At 68.2% G+C, this 18,253-nt stretch carries 18 protein-coding genes; 12 read left to right on the top strand and 6 right to left on the bottom strand.

The features are described 5' to 3' along the window. Positions 1 to 72 precede the first annotated feature (72 nt). Positions 73 to 762, top strand: a complete 690-nt coding sequence (locus tag AB8P05_RS22490) for a GntR family transcriptional regulator (protein WP_455174156.1) — start codon at positions 73 to 75, stop codon at positions 760 to 762. A 146-nt stretch (positions 763 to 908) separates the two neighbouring features. On the opposite strand, the gene pyk is transcribed toward AB8P05_RS22490, so the two are convergent. Further along, positions 909 to 2,375 carry a pyruvate kinase gene (gene pyk / locus AB8P05_RS22485; RefSeq protein WP_472760425.1) on the bottom strand — a complete coding sequence of 489 codons (1,467 nt, stop codon included), beginning with the start codon at positions 2,373 to 2,375 and terminating at the stop codon, positions 909 to 911. Between the two features lie 201 nt (positions 2,376 to 2,576). Between pyk and AB8P05_RS22480 the strand changes: the two genes are divergently transcribed. The 3 genes from AB8P05_RS22480 (at position 2,577) to AB8P05_RS22470 (ending at position 5,806) form a co-directional block, all read left to right on the top strand. Further along, entirely contained in the window at positions 2,577 to 3,374 is a 798-nt protein-coding gene (locus AB8P05_RS22480; RefSeq protein ID WP_472760424.1) for an NUDIX hydrolase, read from the top strand. Between the two features lie 142 nt (positions 3,375 to 3,516). Next, positions 3,517 to 4,056 (top strand): NAD(P)-binding domain-containing protein, encoded by a 540-nt coding sequence (locus tag AB8P05_RS22475; protein WP_472760423.1) that lies wholly within the window; start codon positions 3,517 to 3,519, stop codon positions 4,054 to 4,056. A gap of 37 nt (positions 4,057 to 4,093) precedes the next feature. Then, on the top strand, positions 4,094 to 5,806 hold the full coding sequence (locus AB8P05_RS22470; protein ID WP_472760422.1) for a pyruvate, phosphate dikinase: 1,713 nt from the start codon (positions 4,094 to 4,096) through the stop codon (positions 5,804 to 5,806). A 145-nt stretch (positions 5,807 to 5,951) separates the two neighbouring features. Here AB8P05_RS22470 and AB8P05_RS22465 read toward each other — a convergent pair whose 3' ends face one another. Then, on the bottom strand, positions 5,952 to 6,881 hold the full coding sequence (locus AB8P05_RS22465) for a histone deacetylase family protein (protein ID WP_472760421.1): 930 nt from the start codon (positions 6,879 to 6,881) through the stop codon (positions 5,952 to 5,954). 74 nt (positions 6,882 to 6,955) lie between these two features. Next, positions 6,956 to 7,411 carry a CBS domain-containing protein gene (locus tag AB8P05_RS22460; protein WP_472760420.1) on the bottom strand — a complete coding sequence of 152 codons (456 nt, stop codon included), beginning with the start codon at positions 7,409 to 7,411 and terminating at the stop codon, positions 6,956 to 6,958. Between the two features lie 370 nt (positions 7,412 to 7,781). On the opposite strand from AB8P05_RS22460, the gene AB8P05_RS22455 reads away from it, so the two are divergent. Then, a complete protein-coding gene (locus tag AB8P05_RS22455; RefSeq protein ID WP_455174163.1) occupies positions 7,782 to 7,997 on the top strand; it encodes a hypothetical protein in 216 nt (71 codons plus the stop codon). A gap of 84 nt (positions 7,998 to 8,081) precedes the next feature. On the opposite strand, the gene AB8P05_RS22450 is transcribed toward AB8P05_RS22455, so the two are convergent. After that, a complete protein-coding gene (locus AB8P05_RS22450; RefSeq protein ID WP_455174164.1) occupies positions 8,082 to 8,525 on the bottom strand; it encodes a GNAT family N-acetyltransferase in 444 nt (147 codons plus the stop codon). A gap of 481 nt (positions 8,526 to 9,006) precedes the next feature. On the opposite strand from AB8P05_RS22450, the gene oxlT reads away from it, so the two are divergent. The 7 genes from oxlT to AB8P05_RS22415 all read left to right on the top strand — a co-directional run bounded on the left by oxlT (position 9,007) and on the right by AB8P05_RS22415 (position 16,320). Next, positions 9,007 to 10,311, top strand: a complete 1,305-nt coding sequence (oxlT, locus tag AB8P05_RS22445) for an oxalate/formate MFS antiporter (protein WP_455174165.1) — start codon at positions 9,007 to 9,009, stop codon at positions 10,309 to 10,311. A 258-nt stretch (positions 10,312 to 10,569) separates the two neighbouring features. Continuing rightward, positions 10,570 to 11,313 carry a sulfite exporter TauE/SafE family protein gene (locus AB8P05_RS22440; protein ID WP_472760419.1) on the top strand — a complete coding sequence of 248 codons (744 nt, stop codon included), beginning with the start codon at positions 10,570 to 10,572 and terminating at the stop codon, positions 11,311 to 11,313. 226 nt (positions 11,314 to 11,539) lie between these two features. Beyond that, positions 11,540 to 12,571, top strand: a complete 1,032-nt coding sequence (locus tag AB8P05_RS22435) for a 2-dehydropantoate 2-reductase (protein ID WP_455174167.1) — start codon at positions 11,540 to 11,542, stop codon at positions 12,569 to 12,571. A 71-nt stretch (positions 12,572 to 12,642) separates the two neighbouring features. Continuing rightward, positions 12,643 to 13,116: a CBS domain-containing protein gene (locus tag AB8P05_RS22430; RefSeq protein ID WP_455174168.1), complete on the top strand. Its 474-nt coding sequence runs from the start codon at positions 12,643 to 12,645 to the stop codon at positions 13,114 to 13,116. Between the two features lie 202 nt (positions 13,117 to 13,318). After that, on the top strand, positions 13,319 to 14,488 hold the full coding sequence (locus AB8P05_RS22425; protein ID WP_472760418.1) for a Re/Si-specific NAD(P)(+) transhydrogenase subunit alpha: 1,170 nt from the start codon (positions 13,319 to 13,321) through the stop codon (positions 14,486 to 14,488). A 13-nt stretch (positions 14,489 to 14,501) separates the two neighbouring features. Further along, a complete protein-coding gene (locus AB8P05_RS22420) occupies positions 14,502 to 14,921 on the top strand; it encodes an NAD(P) transhydrogenase subunit alpha part 2 (RefSeq protein ID WP_472760417.1) in 420 nt (139 codons plus the stop codon). 4 nt (positions 14,922 to 14,925) lie between these two features. Next, positions 14,926 to 16,320 (top strand): NAD(P)(+) transhydrogenase (Re/Si-specific) subunit beta, encoded by a 1,395-nt coding sequence (locus tag AB8P05_RS22415; RefSeq protein ID WP_472760416.1) that lies wholly within the window; start codon positions 14,926 to 14,928, stop codon positions 16,318 to 16,320. Positions 16,321 to 16,513: 193 nt separating this feature from the next. On the opposite strand, the gene uraD is transcribed toward AB8P05_RS22415, so the two are convergent. After that, on the bottom strand, positions 16,514 to 17,026 hold the full coding sequence (uraD, locus tag AB8P05_RS22410) for a 2-oxo-4-hydroxy-4-carboxy-5-ureidoimidazoline decarboxylase (protein ID WP_472760415.1): 513 nt from the start codon (positions 17,024 to 17,026) through the stop codon (positions 16,514 to 16,516). Between the two features lie 8 nt (positions 17,027 to 17,034). Then, positions 17,035 to 17,952: an allantoinase PuuE gene (gene puuE, locus AB8P05_RS22405; protein ID WP_472760414.1), complete on the bottom strand. Its 918-nt coding sequence runs from the start codon at positions 17,950 to 17,952 to the stop codon at positions 17,035 to 17,037. Between the last annotated feature and the right edge of the window lie 301 nt (positions 17,953 to 18,253).

Raw genomic sequence — 18,253 nt, 5'->3', positions numbered from 1 at the left:
GCCCGCGCCCGACGGGCCGGAGCCTGACCGGGCGCGCCGCAACTGCCGGCGAGACATAAGGACATCCGTTTCATGACCGTTCCCGCTCTCAACGTTCAGCCCCTCGACACCGGAACGACCTTCCGCAGTCAGGTCTATCACGCGCTGAAGCAGGCGATCACGGAGATGGACATCTACGACCACGACCGGGAGATCCGGCTGGACGAGCGTCAGCTCAGCGACAAGCTCGGCGTGAGCCGCACCCCGATCCGCGAGGCGCTGACCCTGCTGGAGCAGGAGGGCTTCATCCGCCTGCAGCCGCGCCGCGGCATCTTCGTGGTGCGCAAGACCAAGACCGAGATCATCGAGATGATCCAGGTCTGGGCGGCGCTGGAGAGCATGGCCGCCCGCATGGCCGCGGAACACGCCCCGGCGGCGGAGATCCACAAGCTGTGGGACCTGTTCGGCAGCTTCGAGCAGCGAAGCCCGAAGGACCATGTCAGCGAGTATTCCGACGCCAACATCGCCTTCCACAAGAGCATCATCCAGTTGAGCGGGTCGAAGCTGATCCAGGACGTCACCGACAACCTGTTCATCCACATGCGGGCGATCCGCAAGCTGACCATCGGCCAGGAGGACCGGGCCGAACGTTCGATCCACGACCACCGCGCCATCATCAAGGCCCTGGAGGACCGCAACGCCGACCTCGCCGAACGGCTGGTGCGCGAGCACACCATGGGGCTGGCGGCGCATGTGCAGAAGCACTGCGATTTTCTGGAGTGAGGGTGGTAAGTCCCCGCTGATTGCCCCCACCTAACCTCCCCGCTGGGCGGGGAGGGACTGCCGCTACTCTCCCGCATAAGCACTTGCCCCCTCCCCCGCCCAGCGGGGGAGGGGTGGGGAGGGGCTCCGACCGCCGGCGCTTCCCATCACGCCGTCACCGCCTCCCTCTGCACCGCCTCCACTTTGGGCGCATCCTCCCCGCCGATGGTAACCACCCGCAGGGCGTTCGTCTTGCCCGGCGTGCCGAACGGGACGCCCGCGGTCACCACCAGCGACTGGCCCGGCTTGCCGATCCCGGCATCCGCCGCCGCGGTCAGCGCGCGGCCGACCATCTCCGAGAAATTCGCCACGTCGTCGGTCAGCACCGCATGGACGCCCCAGGCCAGTGACAGCCGCCGCGCGGTCTCGCGCTGCGCGCTGAGCCCCAGGATCGGCACGCCGGGCCGCTCGCGCGAGGCGCGCAGCGTGGTCGATCCGGTGGTGGTGTAGGTGACGATGGCGGCGGCGCTGATGGTCTCTGCCACCTGCCGGGCGGCGGCGGTCAGCGCGTCGGGGGCGGTCGCCTCCGGGCTCGGATGGTCGGCGTCCATGATGCGGCGATAGAGCGGGTCGCCCTCAACCCGGCGCACGATCTGCTCCATCATCGCCACCGCTTCCACCGGATAGCGGCCTGAGGCCGATTCGGCCGACAGCATCACCGCATCCGCCCCGTCATAGACGGCATTGGCGACGTCCGACGCCTCGGCCCGGGTCGGGGTCGGCTCCGAAACCATGGATTCCAGCATCTGGGTGGCGACGATCACAGGTTTGCCCATGGCGCGGCTGAGGCGGATCATCTGCTTCTGCAGGCCCGGCACGTCTTCCGGCGGCAGTTCCACGCCAAGGTCGCCGCGCGCCACCATCACCGCGTCGGACAGTTCGATGATGCGGTCCAGCGTCGGCAGGGCCGCCGGCTTCTCGATCTTCGTCATCACATGGGCGCGCCCGCCGATCAGCTCGCGCGCCTCCAGGATGTCCTCCGGCCGCTGGACGAAGCTGAGGCCGATCCAGTCCACCCCCAGGTCCAGCCCGAAGGCGAGGTCGCTGCGGTCCTTCTCCGACAAGGCGCTGAGTGCCAGCGCGGCACCCGGCACATTGACGCCCTTGCGGTCGGACAGGGTGCCGCCGGCCACCACCTCCGTCTCGGCGAAGTTGGGGCCGCAGTCGAGGACGCGCAGCCGGATGCGCCCGTCGTTCAGCAAAAGGTCCAGCCCAGGTTCCAGGCTGGCGAACACCTCCGCATGGGGCAGGCAGACGCGGCGGCTGTCGCCCGGCCGGCGGTCGAGGTCCAGGCGGAAGCGGTCGCCGATGGCGAGGTCCACCGGCCCGAAGCCGAAGGTCCCGACCCGCAGCTTCGGCCCCTGGAGGTCGAGCAGCACGCCAATCGGCCGGCCCAGCCGCTCCTCGGCGGCGCGGATGCGGGCATAGCGCTCCGCATGCTCGGCCTGGGTGCCGTGGCTGGCGTTCAGGCGGAAGACGTTCACGCCGGCCTGGGCCAGGGCGGTGATCTGGCTTTCCGAAGAGCTGGCGGGACCCAGCGTGGCGACGATCTTGGTGCTGCGGTGAAACGGCATGACGACAGCCTTCCTCCGCCCGGCCCTCGGCATGGAGGGGCGGGACTGGCGAATGATGGTGCGCTGAATGGCGGTGATGGCGGGATGCTGGAAGGGATAGGCCGGACGGTCAAACGCCGCCCGTTTTGTATTCCGCATCGTGAGAGTGGTTCCCCATGCCGTGCATGGACAGGCGAAGGGGCGGTCGGCGACACTTGGGGCATGTCCGACACCGCCCCCGACACCCCCGTTCCGCCCCGGCCCGCTGCCACCCTGATCCTGCTGCGCGACGGGCCGGACGGGCTGGAACTGCTGGCGATGGAGCGCCACGCCGGCCTGCGCTTCGCCCCCGGCGCCACCGTTTTCCCCGGCGGCCGGCTCGACGCTGCCGACCATGACCCGTCCTGGCGGGACCATTGGCCCGATGGGGGCGTGACGGCCGCGGGCGTGCCGGCCGATCTGGCCCACCGCGTCGCCGCCGTTCGGGAATGCATGGAGGAATGCGCGATTCTGCTGTCCCGCGATCCGCCGCAAGCCGCAACCCTGGCGGGCCTGCGCACGGCGCTGGCGGCAGGGCAGGGGTTCGGGGCGGCCCTGGCGCGGGCGGGGCTGGTCCCGGCACTGGAGCGGATGGCGCCGCTGGCGCGTTGGGTGACGCCGGAGGCGCTGCCGCGCCGTTTCGACACGCTGTTCTTCCTGGCCCCGGCGCCGCCGGGACAGCAGCCGCTCTGCGACGGCGGCGAGGCGGTCGCCGCGCTGTGGGCCACCCCGCGCCGCCTGCTGGAGGAGGAGAGCGCCGGGCGCCGCCGGCTGGTCTTCGCCACGCGGATGGTTCTGCTGCGGCTGGCGGGCTGCGCCGACATGGCGGCGGCGCTGGCCTGCGCGACCGGCGGGACGGAATTGCCGCAACCGATTCTGCCATGTCTGGTTGAGACGGACGCCGGGCCGGTCTGGCGGATTCCGGCGGCATGCGGCTTTTTGCCACTGGAGACATCGGCCGAACATGTTAGGCTTGGGTAAGAATAGGTAAGTTCAGGCGGGTTTCCGCGATGTGAAAATTGCGCGATGGTGCTATTGTGCGATGCGAAGCGCGCAACGAAGCTCTCCTCCGACGCCCTGCCGTCCGACAGGGCGTGCGGGCGGAAACGGGGAGGATCGCGCAATGGATATCGGGTTCATCGGGGGCGGAGAGGTGGCCGATGCGATCATGGACAAGCTGCAGGAGGTGGGACACCGGGTCCATCATCACGCCCATCGCCATGCCGATGCCCGCGGGTCTCTCCGCGCGCTCGCCGGACGCTGCGACGCCGTCATGATGCTGCTGCCCGATGCCCGCGCCGTGGAAAAGGCGCTGTTCGCCGATGACGGGCTTGCCGCCGCCCTGCCCGGCGGCGGGCTGCTGATCGACCTGTCCTCCCTGCCGCCCGCGTCGGCCGCGGCCAATGCCGCCCGCATCGCGGAGTTGGGCGGGGAACTGGTCGATGCGCCGGTCAGCGGCGGGGCGGAGGGGTACAGGATCGACCTAGGCGGCAGCATTGCGGCCTGCGCGTGGGCGGAATCGCTGCTGCGGGTGTTTACCTCCATAGTCGGGCGGGCCGGTGGCCCGGGGACGGACAGCGGGCGCGCCTGGAACGGCTCGGCGGCCGGACCGCCGGTTGGACCGACAGGGATCCGGATGGGCTGCACCGGCTGCTGCGCCTGATGGCCTTCGACGAGGCCGATTGTGCGTTGAGCGCAGGATGACCACAGCCATGATGCCGCACCTCGCCCCCACCCGTTATCTCGCCCCGACCACCGCGGCGCCGCAGTGCGCGCCGTCGCCGGATTCGATCGTTCCCTTCGGCTCCGGTCTGGTCCGGTCGGCCGATGTGGGGCGCCTGGGCAACAAGGGTGCGCGGCTGGTGGAGATGGCCGGGCTCGGCATTCCGGTGCCGCCGGGCTTCGTCATCGCGGCGGAAGCCGGGCAGGGGCTGGTCGCCGGAGATCCGTTGCCGGCCGCGCTGTGCGCCGCCATCGACGAGGCGATCTCGTCGCTGGAGGACCGGGCGGGCGGGTGTTTCGGCGATGCCGGCCGGCCGCTCCTGCTGTCGGTGCGTTCCGGGGCGGCGGTGTCGATGCCGGGCATGATGGACAGCATCCTGAATTTGGGGCTCAACGACCGCTCGGTGGCGGGGCTGGTGGCAGCGTCGGGCGACGCCCGCTTCGCCCATGACTGCTATCGCCGGCTGGTGCAGTCCTTCGGCTGCGTCGTCATGGGCGTGCCCGGCCACCGGTTCGAGGATCTGCTGGAGGAGCACAAGGAGGAGCGGGGGCTTCAGCGCGACGGCGACCTGACGGCGCAGGACTGGCAGACCCTGCTGCCGCGCTTCCTGCAGCTGGTGGAGACGCGCTGCGGCCGGCCTTTCCCGCAGGAACCGGCGGAACAGCTGCGGATGGCGGTGGCGGCGGTCTTCCGTTCCTGGATGAATCCGCGGGCGGTCGCCTTCCGCGCCCTGCACGGCATTCCGGAGGACATGGGCACGGCGGTGACGGTGCAGGCGATGGTGTTCGGCAACCGCGGGCAGGATTCCGGCACCGGCGTGCTGTTCACCCGCGATCCTTCCACCGGCGTCCCCGGCCTGTGCGGCGAGTTCTTGGCCAACGCCCAAGGCGAAGACGTGGTGTCCGGCACCCGCGACCCCGATCCGCTCAGCGCCGCGCAGCCGCATCCGGACCGGTCGATGGAATGCCGGCAGCCCGCGGTCTTCGCCGAGCTGTGCGCGGTGGCGGAGCGGCTGGAGCGTGCCTTCGGCGACATGCAGGACATCGAGTTCACGGTGGAGGCCGGACGCCTGTTCATCCTGCAGTCCCGCAGCGGCAAGCGGTCGCCCGAAGCCGCCGTGCGCATCGCCGTCGACATGGCGGAGGAGGGGATCATCAGCCGGGACGAGGCGGTGCGCCGCGTCGATCCCCAGGCGCTGGACGAGTTGCTGCGCCCCACCCTGGCGCCCGAGGCGCTGGCCGGCGCGCTCGCCATGGGGTTGCCAGCCTCGCCCGGCGCGGTGACGGGCCGCGCCGCCTTCACGACCGAGGACGCCATCTGTCTGGCCCGCGGCGGCGCGCCGGTGGTGCTGTGCCGGCCGGAGACCTCGCCGGAGGACATCCACGGCATGCAGGCCGCCGCCGGCATCGTCACCGCGCGCGGCGGTTTCACCAGCCACGCCGCCACCGTCGCCCGCGGCATGGGCCGCGCCTGCGTCTGCGGGGCCCGCGCCCTGCGCATCGACGTCGAGGCGGGGGTGATGCAGGTGGGCGAGGTGACGGTCCGCACCGGCGATCTGCTGACCATCGACGGCAGCAGCGGGGCGGTGGTGCTGGGCACGGCCCCCCTGCAGCGGCCGGAGCTGGACGGCGCCGTCGCGCGCCTGCTGGAGTGGGCGCGGGAGTGTGGGGTGGGGTTCGCGGCGGATTGAGAGTTTTGGATTGTCGGGGTTAGACCCCCACCCTAACCCTCCCCCACTGGGTGGGGGAGGGGACAAGTGCCTGATTGGGAGAGCGGCGGCAGTCCCTCCCCGCCCAGCGGGGGAGGTTAGGTGGGGGCAATTCGCACCAACAACTCTACCCCCGCATCAACGCCGTCAGATGCGCCGCGCACCCCTCCGCCAGGCCGGTCGCGTCATAGCCGCCTTCCAGTGCCGAGACGACGCGCCCGCCGCAGACCCGGTCGGCGACATCGACCAACTTGCGGGTCACCCACTCGAAATCCTCGGCGGTGAGGCCGAGCTGGGCCAGCGGGTCGCGCTTGTGCGCGTCGAAGCCGGCGGAGATCAGCAGCAGTTCGGGCCGGAAGGCTTCCAGCGCCGGCAGGATCGCGCGTTCCACCGCCTGGCGGAACTCGACGGACCCGCTGTAGGGCTCCAGCGGCAGGTTCAGGATGTTGCCGTCCACCCCGCGCTCCCACGAATTGCCGGTGCCGGGATAGAGCGGCGACTGGTGGGTGGAGGCGAAGAACAGGTCGGGGTCGTCGGCGAACATCGCCTGGGTGCCGTTGCCGTGATGGACGTCGAAATCGACGACGGCGACGCGCGTCAGCCCATGGATCTTGCGGGCGTGCTCCGCCCCGACGGCGATGTTGTTGAAGACGCAGAATCCCATGGCGCGCGCCGGTTCGGCATGGTGGCCGCAGGGGCGCACGGCGCAGAAGGCGTTCGTCGCCTCGCCGGCCAGGACCGCATCGACCGCCGCGCAGACCGACCCCGCCGCGCGCAGGATCGCCCCGCGCGACCCCGGCGACAGCAGCGTGTCGCCGTCCAGCCGGCAATATCCGTCGTCGGGAACCGCCGCCAGCACCGCTTCCACATACTGGCGGTCATGGACGCGCGACAGCTGCTCCACGTCGGCTTCGGGGGCGGACCGGCGCTCCAGGTCGCGGAACTCCGGCCGGTCGAGGACCTGCCACACGACGGCCAGCCGGTCCGGAGCCTCCGGATGGCCGGGACCGGTGTCGTGGGCGAAGCAATCGTGATGGGTGAAGATCAGGGTGGTCACGGGGCGGCTTCTCCCATGGGAAAGGCGCCGCCGGCCTCGAAGGGGCCGACGGCGCCGGATTCGGGAAGGACGGGTCAGTGGGCGTAGGCGGTCGTCGCCGGCGGCTCCGGCGTCGCGGCGACCGTGCCTTCAAGCTCCTGCAGCTGCAGGCGGGTGAAGTCGCGGGCGCTGACGACGCCGACCAGATGGCCGTCCTCCAGGACCGGAAGATGGCGGATGTGGTGCTGGTCCATCAGCTGCAGCGCCTGCCGGACGCTGTCGGACGGGGCGCAGGTCACCGGCTGGCGGGTCATCAGCTGCGACACCGGCATGGACAGCAGCGGTGCGCCGCGGTCCAGCAGGGCGTGGACGATGTCACGCTCCGACAGGACGCCGGCCAGCGTGTTGCCCTCGGTCCGGCAGACGTCCTTGACGACGACGGCGCTGGTGTTCTCCGCCTTCATCAGGCGGATGGCCTCGGCGACCGTGGCGGTGGTCCGTACGGCGACGACGCGGGCTTCCTTGGTGCGCAGGATGTGTTCGACATTCATGGCGTGGCTCCTGGCGGCTGAGCGGCTGATGGGGTGGCGGGGCGCCCGATCCGGCACCACGCTATAAATATGGTATACCAAATACAGTACGCCAATCAAACAGTTTTGTCAGCCAATCAGATCGGGGCGGGAGCCCATTCAAGCTCAAGCCGTTGAACCATCGTACCAAAGCACCAGAGCGGAAATGTTGGTGCTACGGTATGTTTGATTCGCATGCAAACAGACTGCCGCATGCGTCCATCGCATGGCCGGTATCATGTACCTTGTATACCAAAAAACTTGATCCAGTTTTTGCGGCGCGTCATAAGAGTGCAGCCAAGCCGAAGCCGTTCGGACAAAAACACCCCACCGAGACACTGGAGCGATGAACATGTTGGAAATCCTGGTTCTGGCGCTTGTGCTGTCCGTCTTCGGCGGCACCGTCCATTACATCCTGTCGATGCAGGTCGCCAACGCCGGCAAGTCGCAGCGCGATTTCTCCGCGGCGCCGCTTCGCCTTGCCAACCCCACCGCCGCCGACCTGAAGGAACAGGAAGACGAACTGCCGCCCGGTCCGGCCTGGGCCAGCTTCCCGCGCGCCCTCTGAGCGCCGCGATCCAGGTTTCCGGTCGCGTCGATACGAAAAGACGGCCTTCGCAGGCCGTCTTTTTTGTTGTCCGGAGTCCGTCGCTCAGGCGAGCGGCAGCACCAGCTGGAAGCTTTTGATGGTCATCCGCTTACGGTGATAGAAGCGGTGGGCCTCGCCGCGTTGGATGCCGGAGATGATCTCCATCTGGGCGCAGCCGCGTTCCCGCGCCTCGTTGGCCAGCCAGTCGAACAGCTTGTCGCCAAGCCCGTAGGACCGCTTGGCTGCGCTGGTCACCAGATCCTCGACATACATGTAGCGGCCGCGTGACAGCGTCTCGTGGACGCGGAAGCCGCCGCAGCCGGCGATCTCGCCGTCGATCCGTAGCAGGGCGAGGTTATAGCCGTCGTCCATCTGGCGGCGGATCTGCGCGCGGTAGGCGTCGGCGTCGGTCATGTGGGTCCGCAGCTCTTTCATGACCGGATAGCTGGCGGCGATATCGGCATCGTCCCGCGCCACGGCGATCTCGATGGTCTGCTGCTGGTCCATGGCGGTCGACTCCTTATCAATATGGGTTCTGCCGGGATGGGCCCGAGCGTCGGCCTCCAATGCAGGGATCCGTCCGTCTCCGGCGCTGGCATACCATATGCCAGCATCGTCTCCGGCCAAAGGCGGCCGCCGCTACTTTCCGCCTAACGGAAAATCAGTATGCCGACGCCGCATACCAGCCGCCGCAAATGCGGGGCAAGGAAACAGTTCGCGCAGCCCACTAGCTACTTGTCTGCTGCTCGGCATCTGGTATACCATATTGATAATTCCAGACCGAACCCAGGACCGCATCGGTCTGGCGGGGGGCAAAAAACCGCCCCTTAAAAACCGTGGAGTGCCCCGAGGCCGCATCCTCGCCGCACGACCACCGTCAGCAAAGAACCGCGTCAAAAGCTCTGAAGCACAAACAAAACGCTCAAGCATCAAAACAGAAGCGACGCCCGAACCGGCACAAAACCGCTTCCTAGGAGGAGATAGATAGATGCAGCATACGAACTCGGAGGCGCATGGCGCTCCGTTCGGTGGCCGCTGGATGCAGTTGGTCATCGGCGTGATCTGTATGTCGATGATCGCCAATCTGCAGTATGGCTGGACGCTGTTCGTCAACCCCATCGAAGAAAAGTATCATTGGGGTCGTGCCGCCATTCAGGTCGCCTTCACCATCTTCGTCGTGACCGAAACCTGGCTGGTCCCCGTCGAAGGCTGGTTCGTCGATAAATTCGGTCCCCGCATCGTCGTTCTGATCGGCGGCGTGCTGTGCGCGCTCGCCTGGGTCATCAACTCGTTCGCCGACTCGCTGGCGCTGCTCTATCTGGGCGCGGCCATCGGCGGCATCGGCGCCGGCGGCGTCTATGGCACCTGCGTCGGCAACGCCCTGAAGTGGTTCCCCGACCGCCGCGGCCTCGCCGCCGGCCTGACCGCCGCCGGCTTCGGTGCCGGCTCCGCCCTCACCGTCGTGCCGATCGCCACCATGATCGAGACGTCGGGCTTCGAGCAGACCTTCCTGGTGTTCGGCCTCGGCCAGGGGCTGGTCGTCTTCGTGCTGGCCTGGTTCCTGCGGGAGGCGAATCCCGCTCTGCTGCCGAAGACCAAGTCCAACATCGTGCAGAGCCGCCGCAACTACACCCCGCAGGAGACGCTGAAGTCGCCGGTCTTCTGGGTGATGTACCTGATGTTCGTCATGGTCGCCGCCGGCGGTCTGATGGCCACCGCCCAGCTCGGCCCGATCGCCAAGGACTTCCACCTCGACGGCGCCCCCGTCAGTATCATGGGCCTGACCCTGCCGGCGCTGACCTTCGCGCTGACCATCGACCGCGTGCTGAATGGCGTGACCCGTCCCTTCTTCGGCTGGGTGTCCGACCATATCGGCCGCGAGAACACCATGTTCGTCGCCTTCGCCATCGAGGCCGTCGGCATCCTGGCGCTGAACCAGTGGGGCCACAACCCGGTCGCCTTCGTCATCCTGACCGGTCTGGTGTTCTTCGCCTGGGGCGAGATCTACAGCCTGTTCCCGTCCTGTTGCGCCGACAGCTTCGGGTCTAAGTTCGCGACCACCAATGCCGGCCTGCTCTACACCGCCAAGGGAACGGCGTCGCTGGTGGTGCCCTTCGCCAACGTGATCGTGGCGTCCACCGGCAGCTGGCAGACGGTGTTCTTCTTCGCCGCCGCGGTCAACGCCATCGCCGCCTTCATGGCCCTGTTCGTCCTGAAGCCGATGCGCGCCCGTCAGATCGCCGAAGACACCCAACAGCCGATCGGCAAGCTGGCGACCGAGGGCGCCGACTGAAGGAGGAGCCCGGCCGAAAACATCCCGGCCGACCGGGGGGCCGGCCGGGAGAGGAGATAGTGGTCGTCTGACCGCCGGGATGCAAACCGGCCGCGAAACGAACCGGCATCGGAGCCACCGCATTGGCTCCGGTGTCGGTTTGTCGCGTTCTGGGGCCGGCTTTCCAGGAACCAACCGGACGCCCGCTTCGAAGGATGATATTCTGTATACAGAATACGGAAGAGCCGGTCAACATGGATCGAAAGGGGTGGATCGATCATGCTGAGTCTCGCTGTCCTGATGCTGGCCGCCTTCGCATCGGGTGCGCTGAACGCGATTGCCGGGGGTGGCGCCTTCATCACCTTTCCGGCCCTGCTGTTCGCCGGCGTGCCGCCGGTGGCGGCCAATGCCTCCAGCACCGTGGCGCTGTTCCCGGGGCAGGCCGCCAGCAGTTGGGCCTACAGGCGCGAGATCGCGGCCGGCGGTCAGGTGAATGTCCCGGTCTTCGCCGTCCTCAGCCTCGTCGGCGGCCTGGCCGGCGCCCTGCTGCTTCTGGTGACGCCGAACGCGGTGTTCGCACGCTTCGTGCCCTGGCTTCTGCTGTTCGCGACCGCCGTCTTCGCCGTGGGGGCTTATGCGCCGTGGATCGTGTCGCGGCTGCGGCTGGGCGGGCGGAGCGTGCTGGTCGTGCAGTTCGTCATCTCCATCTATGGCGGCTATTTCGGCGGGGGCATCGGCTTCCTGATGCTGGCGGCGCTGACCCTGTTCGGGCTGCGCGACATCCACGCGATGAACGGGCTGCGGCTGCTGCTGGCGATGCTGATGAACGCGGCGGCGGTCGGCGCCTTCATCGTCGCCGGGGCGGTGTCCTGGCCCGAGACCAGCGCCATGGCGGTCGCGGCAGTGGCCGGCGGCTATGCCGGTGCCATGGGGGCGAAACGGGTCGATCCGAAGATTCTGAAGACCCTGGTCGTCCTCATCGGAACGGTGCTGACCCTGTACTTTTTTGCGAAGGGAGCCTGATCCGGTCGGGGAAAAACAGGTGCCGCATTCTCTCCGGTGCCCCCACATTCCGCATTGACATACGGTATGTGGTATACCAAACTCCAAGCACAGTTTGCGCGACAGACTGTTGGATGCCGCTGCAATAGCAACCGGTCAGCCGATGGATGCGGCCGGTGTGGGCAGGCTGGCGTCGTCCAGCCCCACAGCATTCAAAAAGTGAAATCGGGGGAGAGGGGAATCCGGCATGAAGATCTGCATCTACGGATCCGGGGCCATCGGCGGCTATCTCGGCGTTCGCCTGCACCAGGCGGGTGCCGAAGTCAGTCTGGTGGCGCGCGGTGCGCATCTGGCGGCGATGCGCGAGAATGGCGTCACCCTGCTGATGGGGGAGGAAAAGACCGTCGTCCACCCCCGCTGCACCGACAATCCGGCCGAACTCGGCCCGCAGGACTACGTCATCATCGCGCTGAAGGCCCATTCCGTCCCCGGCGTCGTCCCCGCGATGCAGCCGCTGCTCGGTGATGACACCGCCGTCGTCACCGCCGTCAACGGCATCCCCTATTGGTACTTCTACGGCACCGGCGGCGAGTTCGACGGCCGCACCCTGGAGACGGTCGATCCGGGCGGGGTGCAATGGAAAGGGCTGGCGCCGGAACGCGCCATCGGCTGCGTCGTCTATCCGGCGACCGAGGTGGTGGAGCCCGGCGTCATCCAGCATGTCTATGGCGACAAGTTCTCGCTGGGCGAGCCGGACGGCTCGAAGTCCGACCGCGTCGTCGCCCTGTCCAAGGCGATGGAGGCCGGCGGCCTGCGTGCGCCGGTCCTGGACCGTATCCGCGACGAGATCTGGCTGAAGCTGTGGGGCAACCTGTGCTTCAACCCGATCAGCGCGCTGACCCACGGCACGCTGGAGGTCATCTGCGGCGATCCGGAGACCCGCGCCGTCGCCAAGGCGATGATGCTGGAGGCCAAGGAGATCGGCGACAGGCTGGGCGTCCATTTCCGCGTCGATGTGGAGCGCCGCATCAACGGCGCCGCCGCGGTCGGTGCCCACAAGACCTCCATGCTGCAGGACCTGGAGCGCGGCCGGCCGATGGAGATCGACCCGCTGCTGTCGGTGGTCCAGGAGATGGGCCGCATGGTCGGTGTGGCCACCCCGACCATCGACGTGGTGCTGGCCCTGGTGAAACAGCGCGGCGAGACCGCCGGCTGCTACAGCCGGCCCCAGGCCGCGGCGGCTCCCGAGCCCGCCCGGGAAGTGGCGGCCGCCCAATAAGCAACGCAGGTGGCGCGGCCGGCGCGGATCCCGAAGGACCGGGCCGGCCGCATCGAATGGGGAGGACCGTCATGAAGGTCGAGGACATTCTCCGCAAGAAGGGCACGCGCATCGGCATGGTGCGCATCAACGAAACGGTCGCCACCGCGCTGCGCCTGATGAAGGCGGAGAACACCGGCGCGCTGGTGGTCAAGGACGTCTGCCGGACCGAGGGCAACACGGTGGTGGGCGTCATCTCCGAACGCGACGTGGTCCGCGCGCTGGTCGACCGCGGACCCGGCATCCTGGAACTGGCGGTGTCGGCGCTGATGACGCGCGATCCCTATTGCTGCAGCCCGTCCGACCCGGTGCGCCATGTGCTGAGCCTGATGGACGAGCACGGCATCCGCCATGTCCCGGTGCTGGAGGGATCGACCCTGGTCGGCGTCGTCAGCGTCCGCGACCTGATCCGCCGGCAGTTGGAAGACATGCGGGCCGACGACCTCGCGCCGGTCGCAGCCGCCGGTTCCGACGCCTGGGATTATCCGGTCGTCGCCAACCAGTAAGCGGTGCGCAATCGGCCGGCGCGGTTCCGTCGCCGGCCGCGCGGCCTTGCCCGCAAGACGGTGCCTTTTTGTGATTTTCGCCGCTTCGGCGCATCCCCGGCCATGAACCGGAAGCGGGCGGACCGACCTGGGCGGGCCATGGCCGCCGCCCTGTCCGCTGCCCCATGCCTGCTGCCGGGGCCGGCCTTCGAAAGCAAACGACATGAAGATCGCCATACCCAGGGAGCGCCGCCCGGGCGAGCGCCGCGTCGCCGCGTCTCCCGAAACCGTCAAGAAACTCAAAACTCTCGGTCTGGACGTGGTGGTGGAGAGCGGGGCCGGCCTCGGCTCCAGCATCACCGATGCGGCCTATGAGGCGGCGGGGGCCGCCATCGCCGCCGACGCGGCCTCGGCGCTGGCCGACGCCGACATCGTGCTGAAGGTGCAGCGTCCGCTGATCGCCGCGGAAGGCGATGTCGATGAACTGGCGTTGCTCCGCAGGGGCGCGCTGCTGTTCGCCATCCTCAACCCCTACAACAGCCGCGACCATGTGAAGGCCTACGCCGATGCCGGCGTGAACGCCTTCGCCATGGAGTTCATGCCGCGCATCACCCGCGCCCAGGTCATGGACGTGCTGTCCTCCCAAGCCAACCTCGCCGGCTACAAGGCCGTCGTCGATGCCGCTTCGGAATACGGCCGTGCCTTCCCGATGATGATGACCGCCGCCGGCACCGTGCCGCCCGCGCGCGCCTTCATCATGGGCGTCGGCGTCGCCGGCCTGCAGGCCATCGCCACCGCCAAGCGCCTCGGCGCCATCGTCTCGGCCACCGACGTGCGCCCGGCGGTGAAGGAGCAGGTGCAGTCGCTGGGCGGCAGCTTCGTCGCCGTCGAGAACGACGAGTTCAAGCAGGCCGAGACCGCCGGCGGCTATGCCAAGGAGATGTCCGACGACTACAAGCGCCAGCAGGCGGCTTTGGTCGCCGAGCACATCAAGAAGCAGGACATCGTCATCACCACGGCGCTGATCCCCGGCCGCAAGGCGCCGATCCTGGTGACGGCGGAGCATGTGGCGTCGATGAAGCCTGGCTCGGTGATCGTCGATCTGGCGGTGGAGCAGGGCGGCAACGTCGAGGGCGCCAAGCTGGGCGAGGTGGTGACCACGGCCAACGGCGTGAAGATCGTCGGCCACGCCAACTACGCCAGCCGCATCGCCGAGTCCGCGTCGCTGCTCTATGCCAAGAACCTGCTGGCGCTGCTGACGTCGCTGCACGGCAAGGACACCGGCGTGGCCGTCAACTGGGACGACGAGATCGTCAAGGCCATCGCGCTGACCCGCGACGGCGCAATCGTGCATCCCGCCTTCGCGGACGCCCGCGAAGCGCAACCCGCGTGAGGAGGCGGATCCCATGGAACACCCGGATCCCGCAAGCAACATCGCCGCCTTCCGCCAGACCCTGGCGGCCCTGACCAACCAGGTCGACGCGCTGGCCCTGCAGGTGGCGCAGCTGTCGCCGGTCCCCGTCGCCGACGCCGCCGGCCATGGCGACTTCTTCGTCACCGGCCTGACGGTGCTCGTGCTGGCCTGCTTCGTCGGCTACTACGTCGTCTGGCGCGTCACCCCGGCCCTGCATTCCCCGCTGATGGCCGTCACCAACGCCGTGTCCTCGGTCATCATCGTCGGCGCACTGGTCGCCGCCGGCCCCGCAGGCTTCGGCTTCTCCAAGGTCATGGGCTTCCTCGCCGTCATCCTGGCAAGCGTCAACATCTTCGGCGGCTTCCTCGTGACCCAGCGCATGCTCTCCATGTTCAAGAAGAAGGGCAAGTAAGACCATGGAAACCTTGTCGGCCCTTCTCTATCTGGTCGCTTCCGTCTGCTTCGTCATGGCGCTGCGCGGGCTCTCAAGCCCGGAGACCTCGCGCCAGGGCAACATCTACGGCATGGTCGGCATGACCATCGCCATCCTGACCACGCTGGCCTCGCCCATCGTCCAGTCCTATTGGATGATCGTTCTGGGTATCGCCATCGGCGGCGCCATCGGCTATGTGGTGGCCAAGAAGATCGAGATGACGGCGCTGCCGCAGCTGGTCGCCGCCTTCCACTCGCTGGTCGGTCTGGCCGCGGTGTTCGTGGCGCTCGCCGCCTTCTACTCGCCGGAGGCTTACGGGATCGGCATCCGCGGCGCCATCGCCAAGGGCTCGCTGGTCGAGATGGCGCTGGGCACCGCTATCGGCGCCATCACCTTCACCGGCTCGCTGGTCGCCTTCGCCAAGCTGCAGGGCCTCGTCACCGGCAAGCCGCTGGTCTTCCCGATGCAGCACCCGCTGAACGCGGCGCTGGGCGTGCTGACCGTCCTGCTGATCGGCTGGCTGGTGCAGTCGAATGCCGATGCGGCGCTCTGGATGATCGTCGTGGTCTCCCTGGCTCTCGGTTTCCTGCTGATCCTGCCGATCGGTGGTGCGGACATGCCGGTGGTCATCTCGATGCTGAACAGCTATTCCGGCTGGGCGGCCTGCGGCATCGGTTTCACGCTGCAGAACAACCTGCTGATCATCACCGGCGCGCTGGTGGGCTCCTCGGGCGCGATCCTGTCCTACATCATGTGCAAGGGCATGAACCGCTCGATCTTCAACGTCATCCTCGGCGGCTTCGGCGGCGAGAGTGCCGCTGCGGCCGGCGGTGCCAAGGGTCCGCAGGGCTCGGTCAAGGCCGGCTCGGCCGAGGACGCCGCCTACATCATGAAGAACGCCCAGTCGGTGATCGTGGTGCCGGGCTATGGCATGGCAGTCGCCCAGGCGCAGCATGCCCTGCGCGAGATGGCGGACAGCCTGAAGCATGAAGGCGTGGACGTGAAGTACGCCATCCACCCGGTGGCGGGCCGCATGCCCGGTCACATGAATGTGCTGCTTGCCGAAGCCAACGTGCCGTACGACGAGGTGTTCGAGCTGGAGGACATCAACCGCGACTTCGGCACCGCGGACGTGGCCTTCGTCATCGGCGCCAACGACGTGACCAACCCGGCGGCCAAGACCGACCCGACGAGCGCCATCTACGGCATGCCGATCCTGGATGTGGAGAAGGCCAAGACGGTGTTCTTCATCAAGCGCGGCATGGCCGCGGGGTATGCCGGCGTCGAGAACGAGCTGTTCTTCCGGCCCAACACCATGATGCTGTTCGGCGACGCCAAAAAGGTCACCGAAGAGGTGGTGAAGGCGATGGAGGCGTAGGGGGTGTTCAGTTGAAAAGCGCGCCGCTCCGGTTGGGGCGGCGCGCTTTCTTTTTGGAGGGGTGTCGGCTGGCGAATGCCCCCACCTAACCTCCCCGCTGGGCGGGGAGGGACTGCCGCTGCCTTTCCGATCAAGTGCTTATCCCCTCCCCGCCCAGCGGGGGAGGGTTAGGGAGGGGAATTCGGAGCCGACACTACTCCACCACCAGATCGTCCAGCCTGAACCCCGCGATCTTGTAAATTTCCTCCAGCGCCCGGCCGAACTCCACCTCCGGATCGTTCGCCACGCGCTCGCGCATCGCCGCCAGGATCTCCTGCTTGCTGCTGAAGCGCACCGCCATGATGAAGGGGAAGCCGAAGCGCTCGCGATAGGCGCGGTTCAGGTCGCGCTGTTCCTGCGCCTCCGCCTCGGTCAACTCGTTCAAGCCGGCCTTCGCCTGTTCGGTCTGAGAGAAGGCGGTCAGGTTGGCCGGGCGGCTGGCGCGGTCGGCGAGGTCGGGGTGGGACAGGATCAGAGTGCGCTGACGCTCCGTCCCGGCATTGCGGACGATGTCGATCATCGCCGCGCGCAATCCGGCGGCATCGGCGAAGGGGCGCTTGTCCCAGGCGGCCTCGGCCACCCAGGGGCTTTCCTCGAACACCGCACCCAGCGCCGCGACGAAGGCGTCGCGGTCCATGCTGTTCAGATTGTCCAGGTTGTAGGGCATCTGCGCTCTCACTTCGCGGTGTAGGGGTGTTCGGCGATCCAGTGGCGGGCGATGTCGAGCCGGGTCGCCACCCACGCCTTGTCATGGCCGCGCACATAGTCGAGGAAACGGGCCAGCGAGGCGGCGCGGCCGGGCCGGCCGACCAGACGGCAATGCAGGCCGATGGACATCATCTTCGGCGCGGTCTCCCCCTCCGCATAGAGCGTGTCGAAGCTGTCCTTCAGGTAGGCGAAGAACTGGTCGCCGCTGTTGAAGCCCTGGTTCGTCGCAAAGCGCATGTCGTTGGCGTCGAGCGTGTAGGGCACGATCAGCTGCGGCCGTCCGTGGCTGTCGTCCCAATAGGGCAGGTCGTCGGCATAGGAATCGGCGTTGTAGACGAAGCCGCCCTCCTCGGCGACCAGCCGCCAGGTGTTGGGGCTGCAGCGGCCGAGATACCAGCCGAGCGGACGCTCGCCGGTCACGCGGGTGTGGACCTCGATGGCGCGCAGCATATGTTCGCGCTCCACCTCCGCCGGGAGATGCTGATAGTCAATCCAGCGCCAGCCATGGGTGGCGATCTCCCACCCCGCAGCCTTCATGGCGGCGACCACGTCGGGGTTGCGCTCCAGCGCCATGGCGACGCCGTAGACGGTGACCGGCATGCCGCGCTCCGTGAACATGCGGTGCAGCCGCCAGAAGCCGGCGCGGGAGCCGTATTCGTAGATCGACTCCATGTTCATGTGGCGGGCGCCGGGGATCGGCTGGGCACCGACGATCTCCGACAGGAAGGCTTCCGACGCGGCGTCGCCGTGGAGGACGCAGTTCTCGCCGCCCTCCTCGTAATTGATGACGAACTGCACCGCCACGCGGGCGCCGCCCGGCCAGTTGGCCTGCGGCGGGGTGGCGCCATAGCCGATCATGTCGCGGGGATAAGCGGTGTCGGTCATCGTCGTCTCGCTCTTAACGCTGCAGTCGAAGCGGGGACTACGCTAAGCCATTGGCGGCAGGGGGTTCAATCGGCCGATTGGGCGCAGGGGTGAAGACAGTTTCCGGATTTCCGCGGGTGGGCAGGGGCGGGGGTTGGGATTAGGCTGGGGGTTGTGAAATGTCGTCGGCTGACGATGCCCCCACCTAACCTCCCCCGCTGGGCGGGGAGGGACTGCCGCCGAACGCCGACAAAGGTCCGATCCCCTCCCCGCCCAGCGGGGGAGGGTCAGGGTGGGGGTCTAACGCCGACGTCTGAAAATG

This window comes from Azospirillum sp. VT-I1 (assembly GCF_055698305.1).
This window is presented reverse-complemented; position numbering and strand designations above follow the sequence as displayed.

Bases quoted from the DNA above. Each gene is read 5' to 3' on its own strand.
- AB8P05_RS22490 (WP_455174156.1), top strand. From the start codon at position 73: ATGACCGTTCCCGCTCTCAACGTTCAGCCCCTCGACACCGGAACGACC.
- pyk (WP_472760425.1), bottom strand. From the start codon at position 2,375: ATGCCGTTTCACCGCAGCACCAAGATCGTCGCCACGCTGGGTCCCGCC.
- AB8P05_RS22480 (WP_472760424.1), top strand. From the start codon at position 2,577: ATGTCCGACACCGCCCCCGACACCCCCGTTCCGCCCCGGCCCGCTGCC.
- AB8P05_RS22475 (WP_472760423.1), top strand. From the start codon at position 3,517: ATGGATATCGGGTTCATCGGGGGCGGAGAGGTGGCCGATGCGATCATG.
- AB8P05_RS22470 (WP_472760422.1), top strand. From the start codon at position 4,094: ATGACCACAGCCATGATGCCGCACCTCGCCCCCACCCGTTATCTCGCC.
- AB8P05_RS22460 (WP_472760420.1), bottom strand. From the start codon at position 7,411: ATGAATGTCGAACACATCCTGCGCACCAAGGAAGCCCGCGTCGTCGCC.
- AB8P05_RS22455 (WP_455174163.1), top strand. From the start codon at position 7,782: ATGTTGGAAATCCTGGTTCTGGCGCTTGTGCTGTCCGTCTTCGGCGGC.
- AB8P05_RS22450 (WP_455174164.1), bottom strand. From the start codon at position 8,525: ATGGACCAGCAGCAGACCATCGAGATCGCCGTGGCGCGGGACGATGCC.
- oxlT (WP_455174165.1), top strand. From the start codon at position 9,007: ATGCAGCATACGAACTCGGAGGCGCATGGCGCTCCGTTCGGTGGCCGC.
- AB8P05_RS22440 (WP_472760419.1), top strand. From the start codon at position 10,570: ATGCTGAGTCTCGCTGTCCTGATGCTGGCCGCCTTCGCATCGGGTGCG.
- AB8P05_RS22435 (WP_455174167.1), top strand. From the start codon at position 11,540: ATGAAGATCTGCATCTACGGATCCGGGGCCATCGGCGGCTATCTCGGC.
- AB8P05_RS22430 (WP_455174168.1), top strand. From the start codon at position 12,643: ATGAAGGTCGAGGACATTCTCCGCAAGAAGGGCACGCGCATCGGCATG.
- AB8P05_RS22425 (WP_472760418.1), top strand. From the start codon at position 13,319: ATGAAGATCGCCATACCCAGGGAGCGCCGCCCGGGCGAGCGCCGCGTC.
- AB8P05_RS22420 (WP_472760417.1), top strand. From the start codon at position 14,502: ATGGAACACCCGGATCCCGCAAGCAACATCGCCGCCTTCCGCCAGACC.
- AB8P05_RS22415 (WP_472760416.1), top strand. From the start codon at position 14,926: ATGGAAACCTTGTCGGCCCTTCTCTATCTGGTCGCTTCCGTCTGCTTC.
- uraD (WP_472760415.1), bottom strand. From the start codon at position 17,026: ATGCCCTACAACCTGGACAATCTGAACAGCATGGACCGCGACGCCTTC.
- puuE (WP_472760414.1), bottom strand. From the start codon at position 17,952: ATGACCGACACCGCTTATCCCCGCGACATGATCGGCTATGGCGCCACC.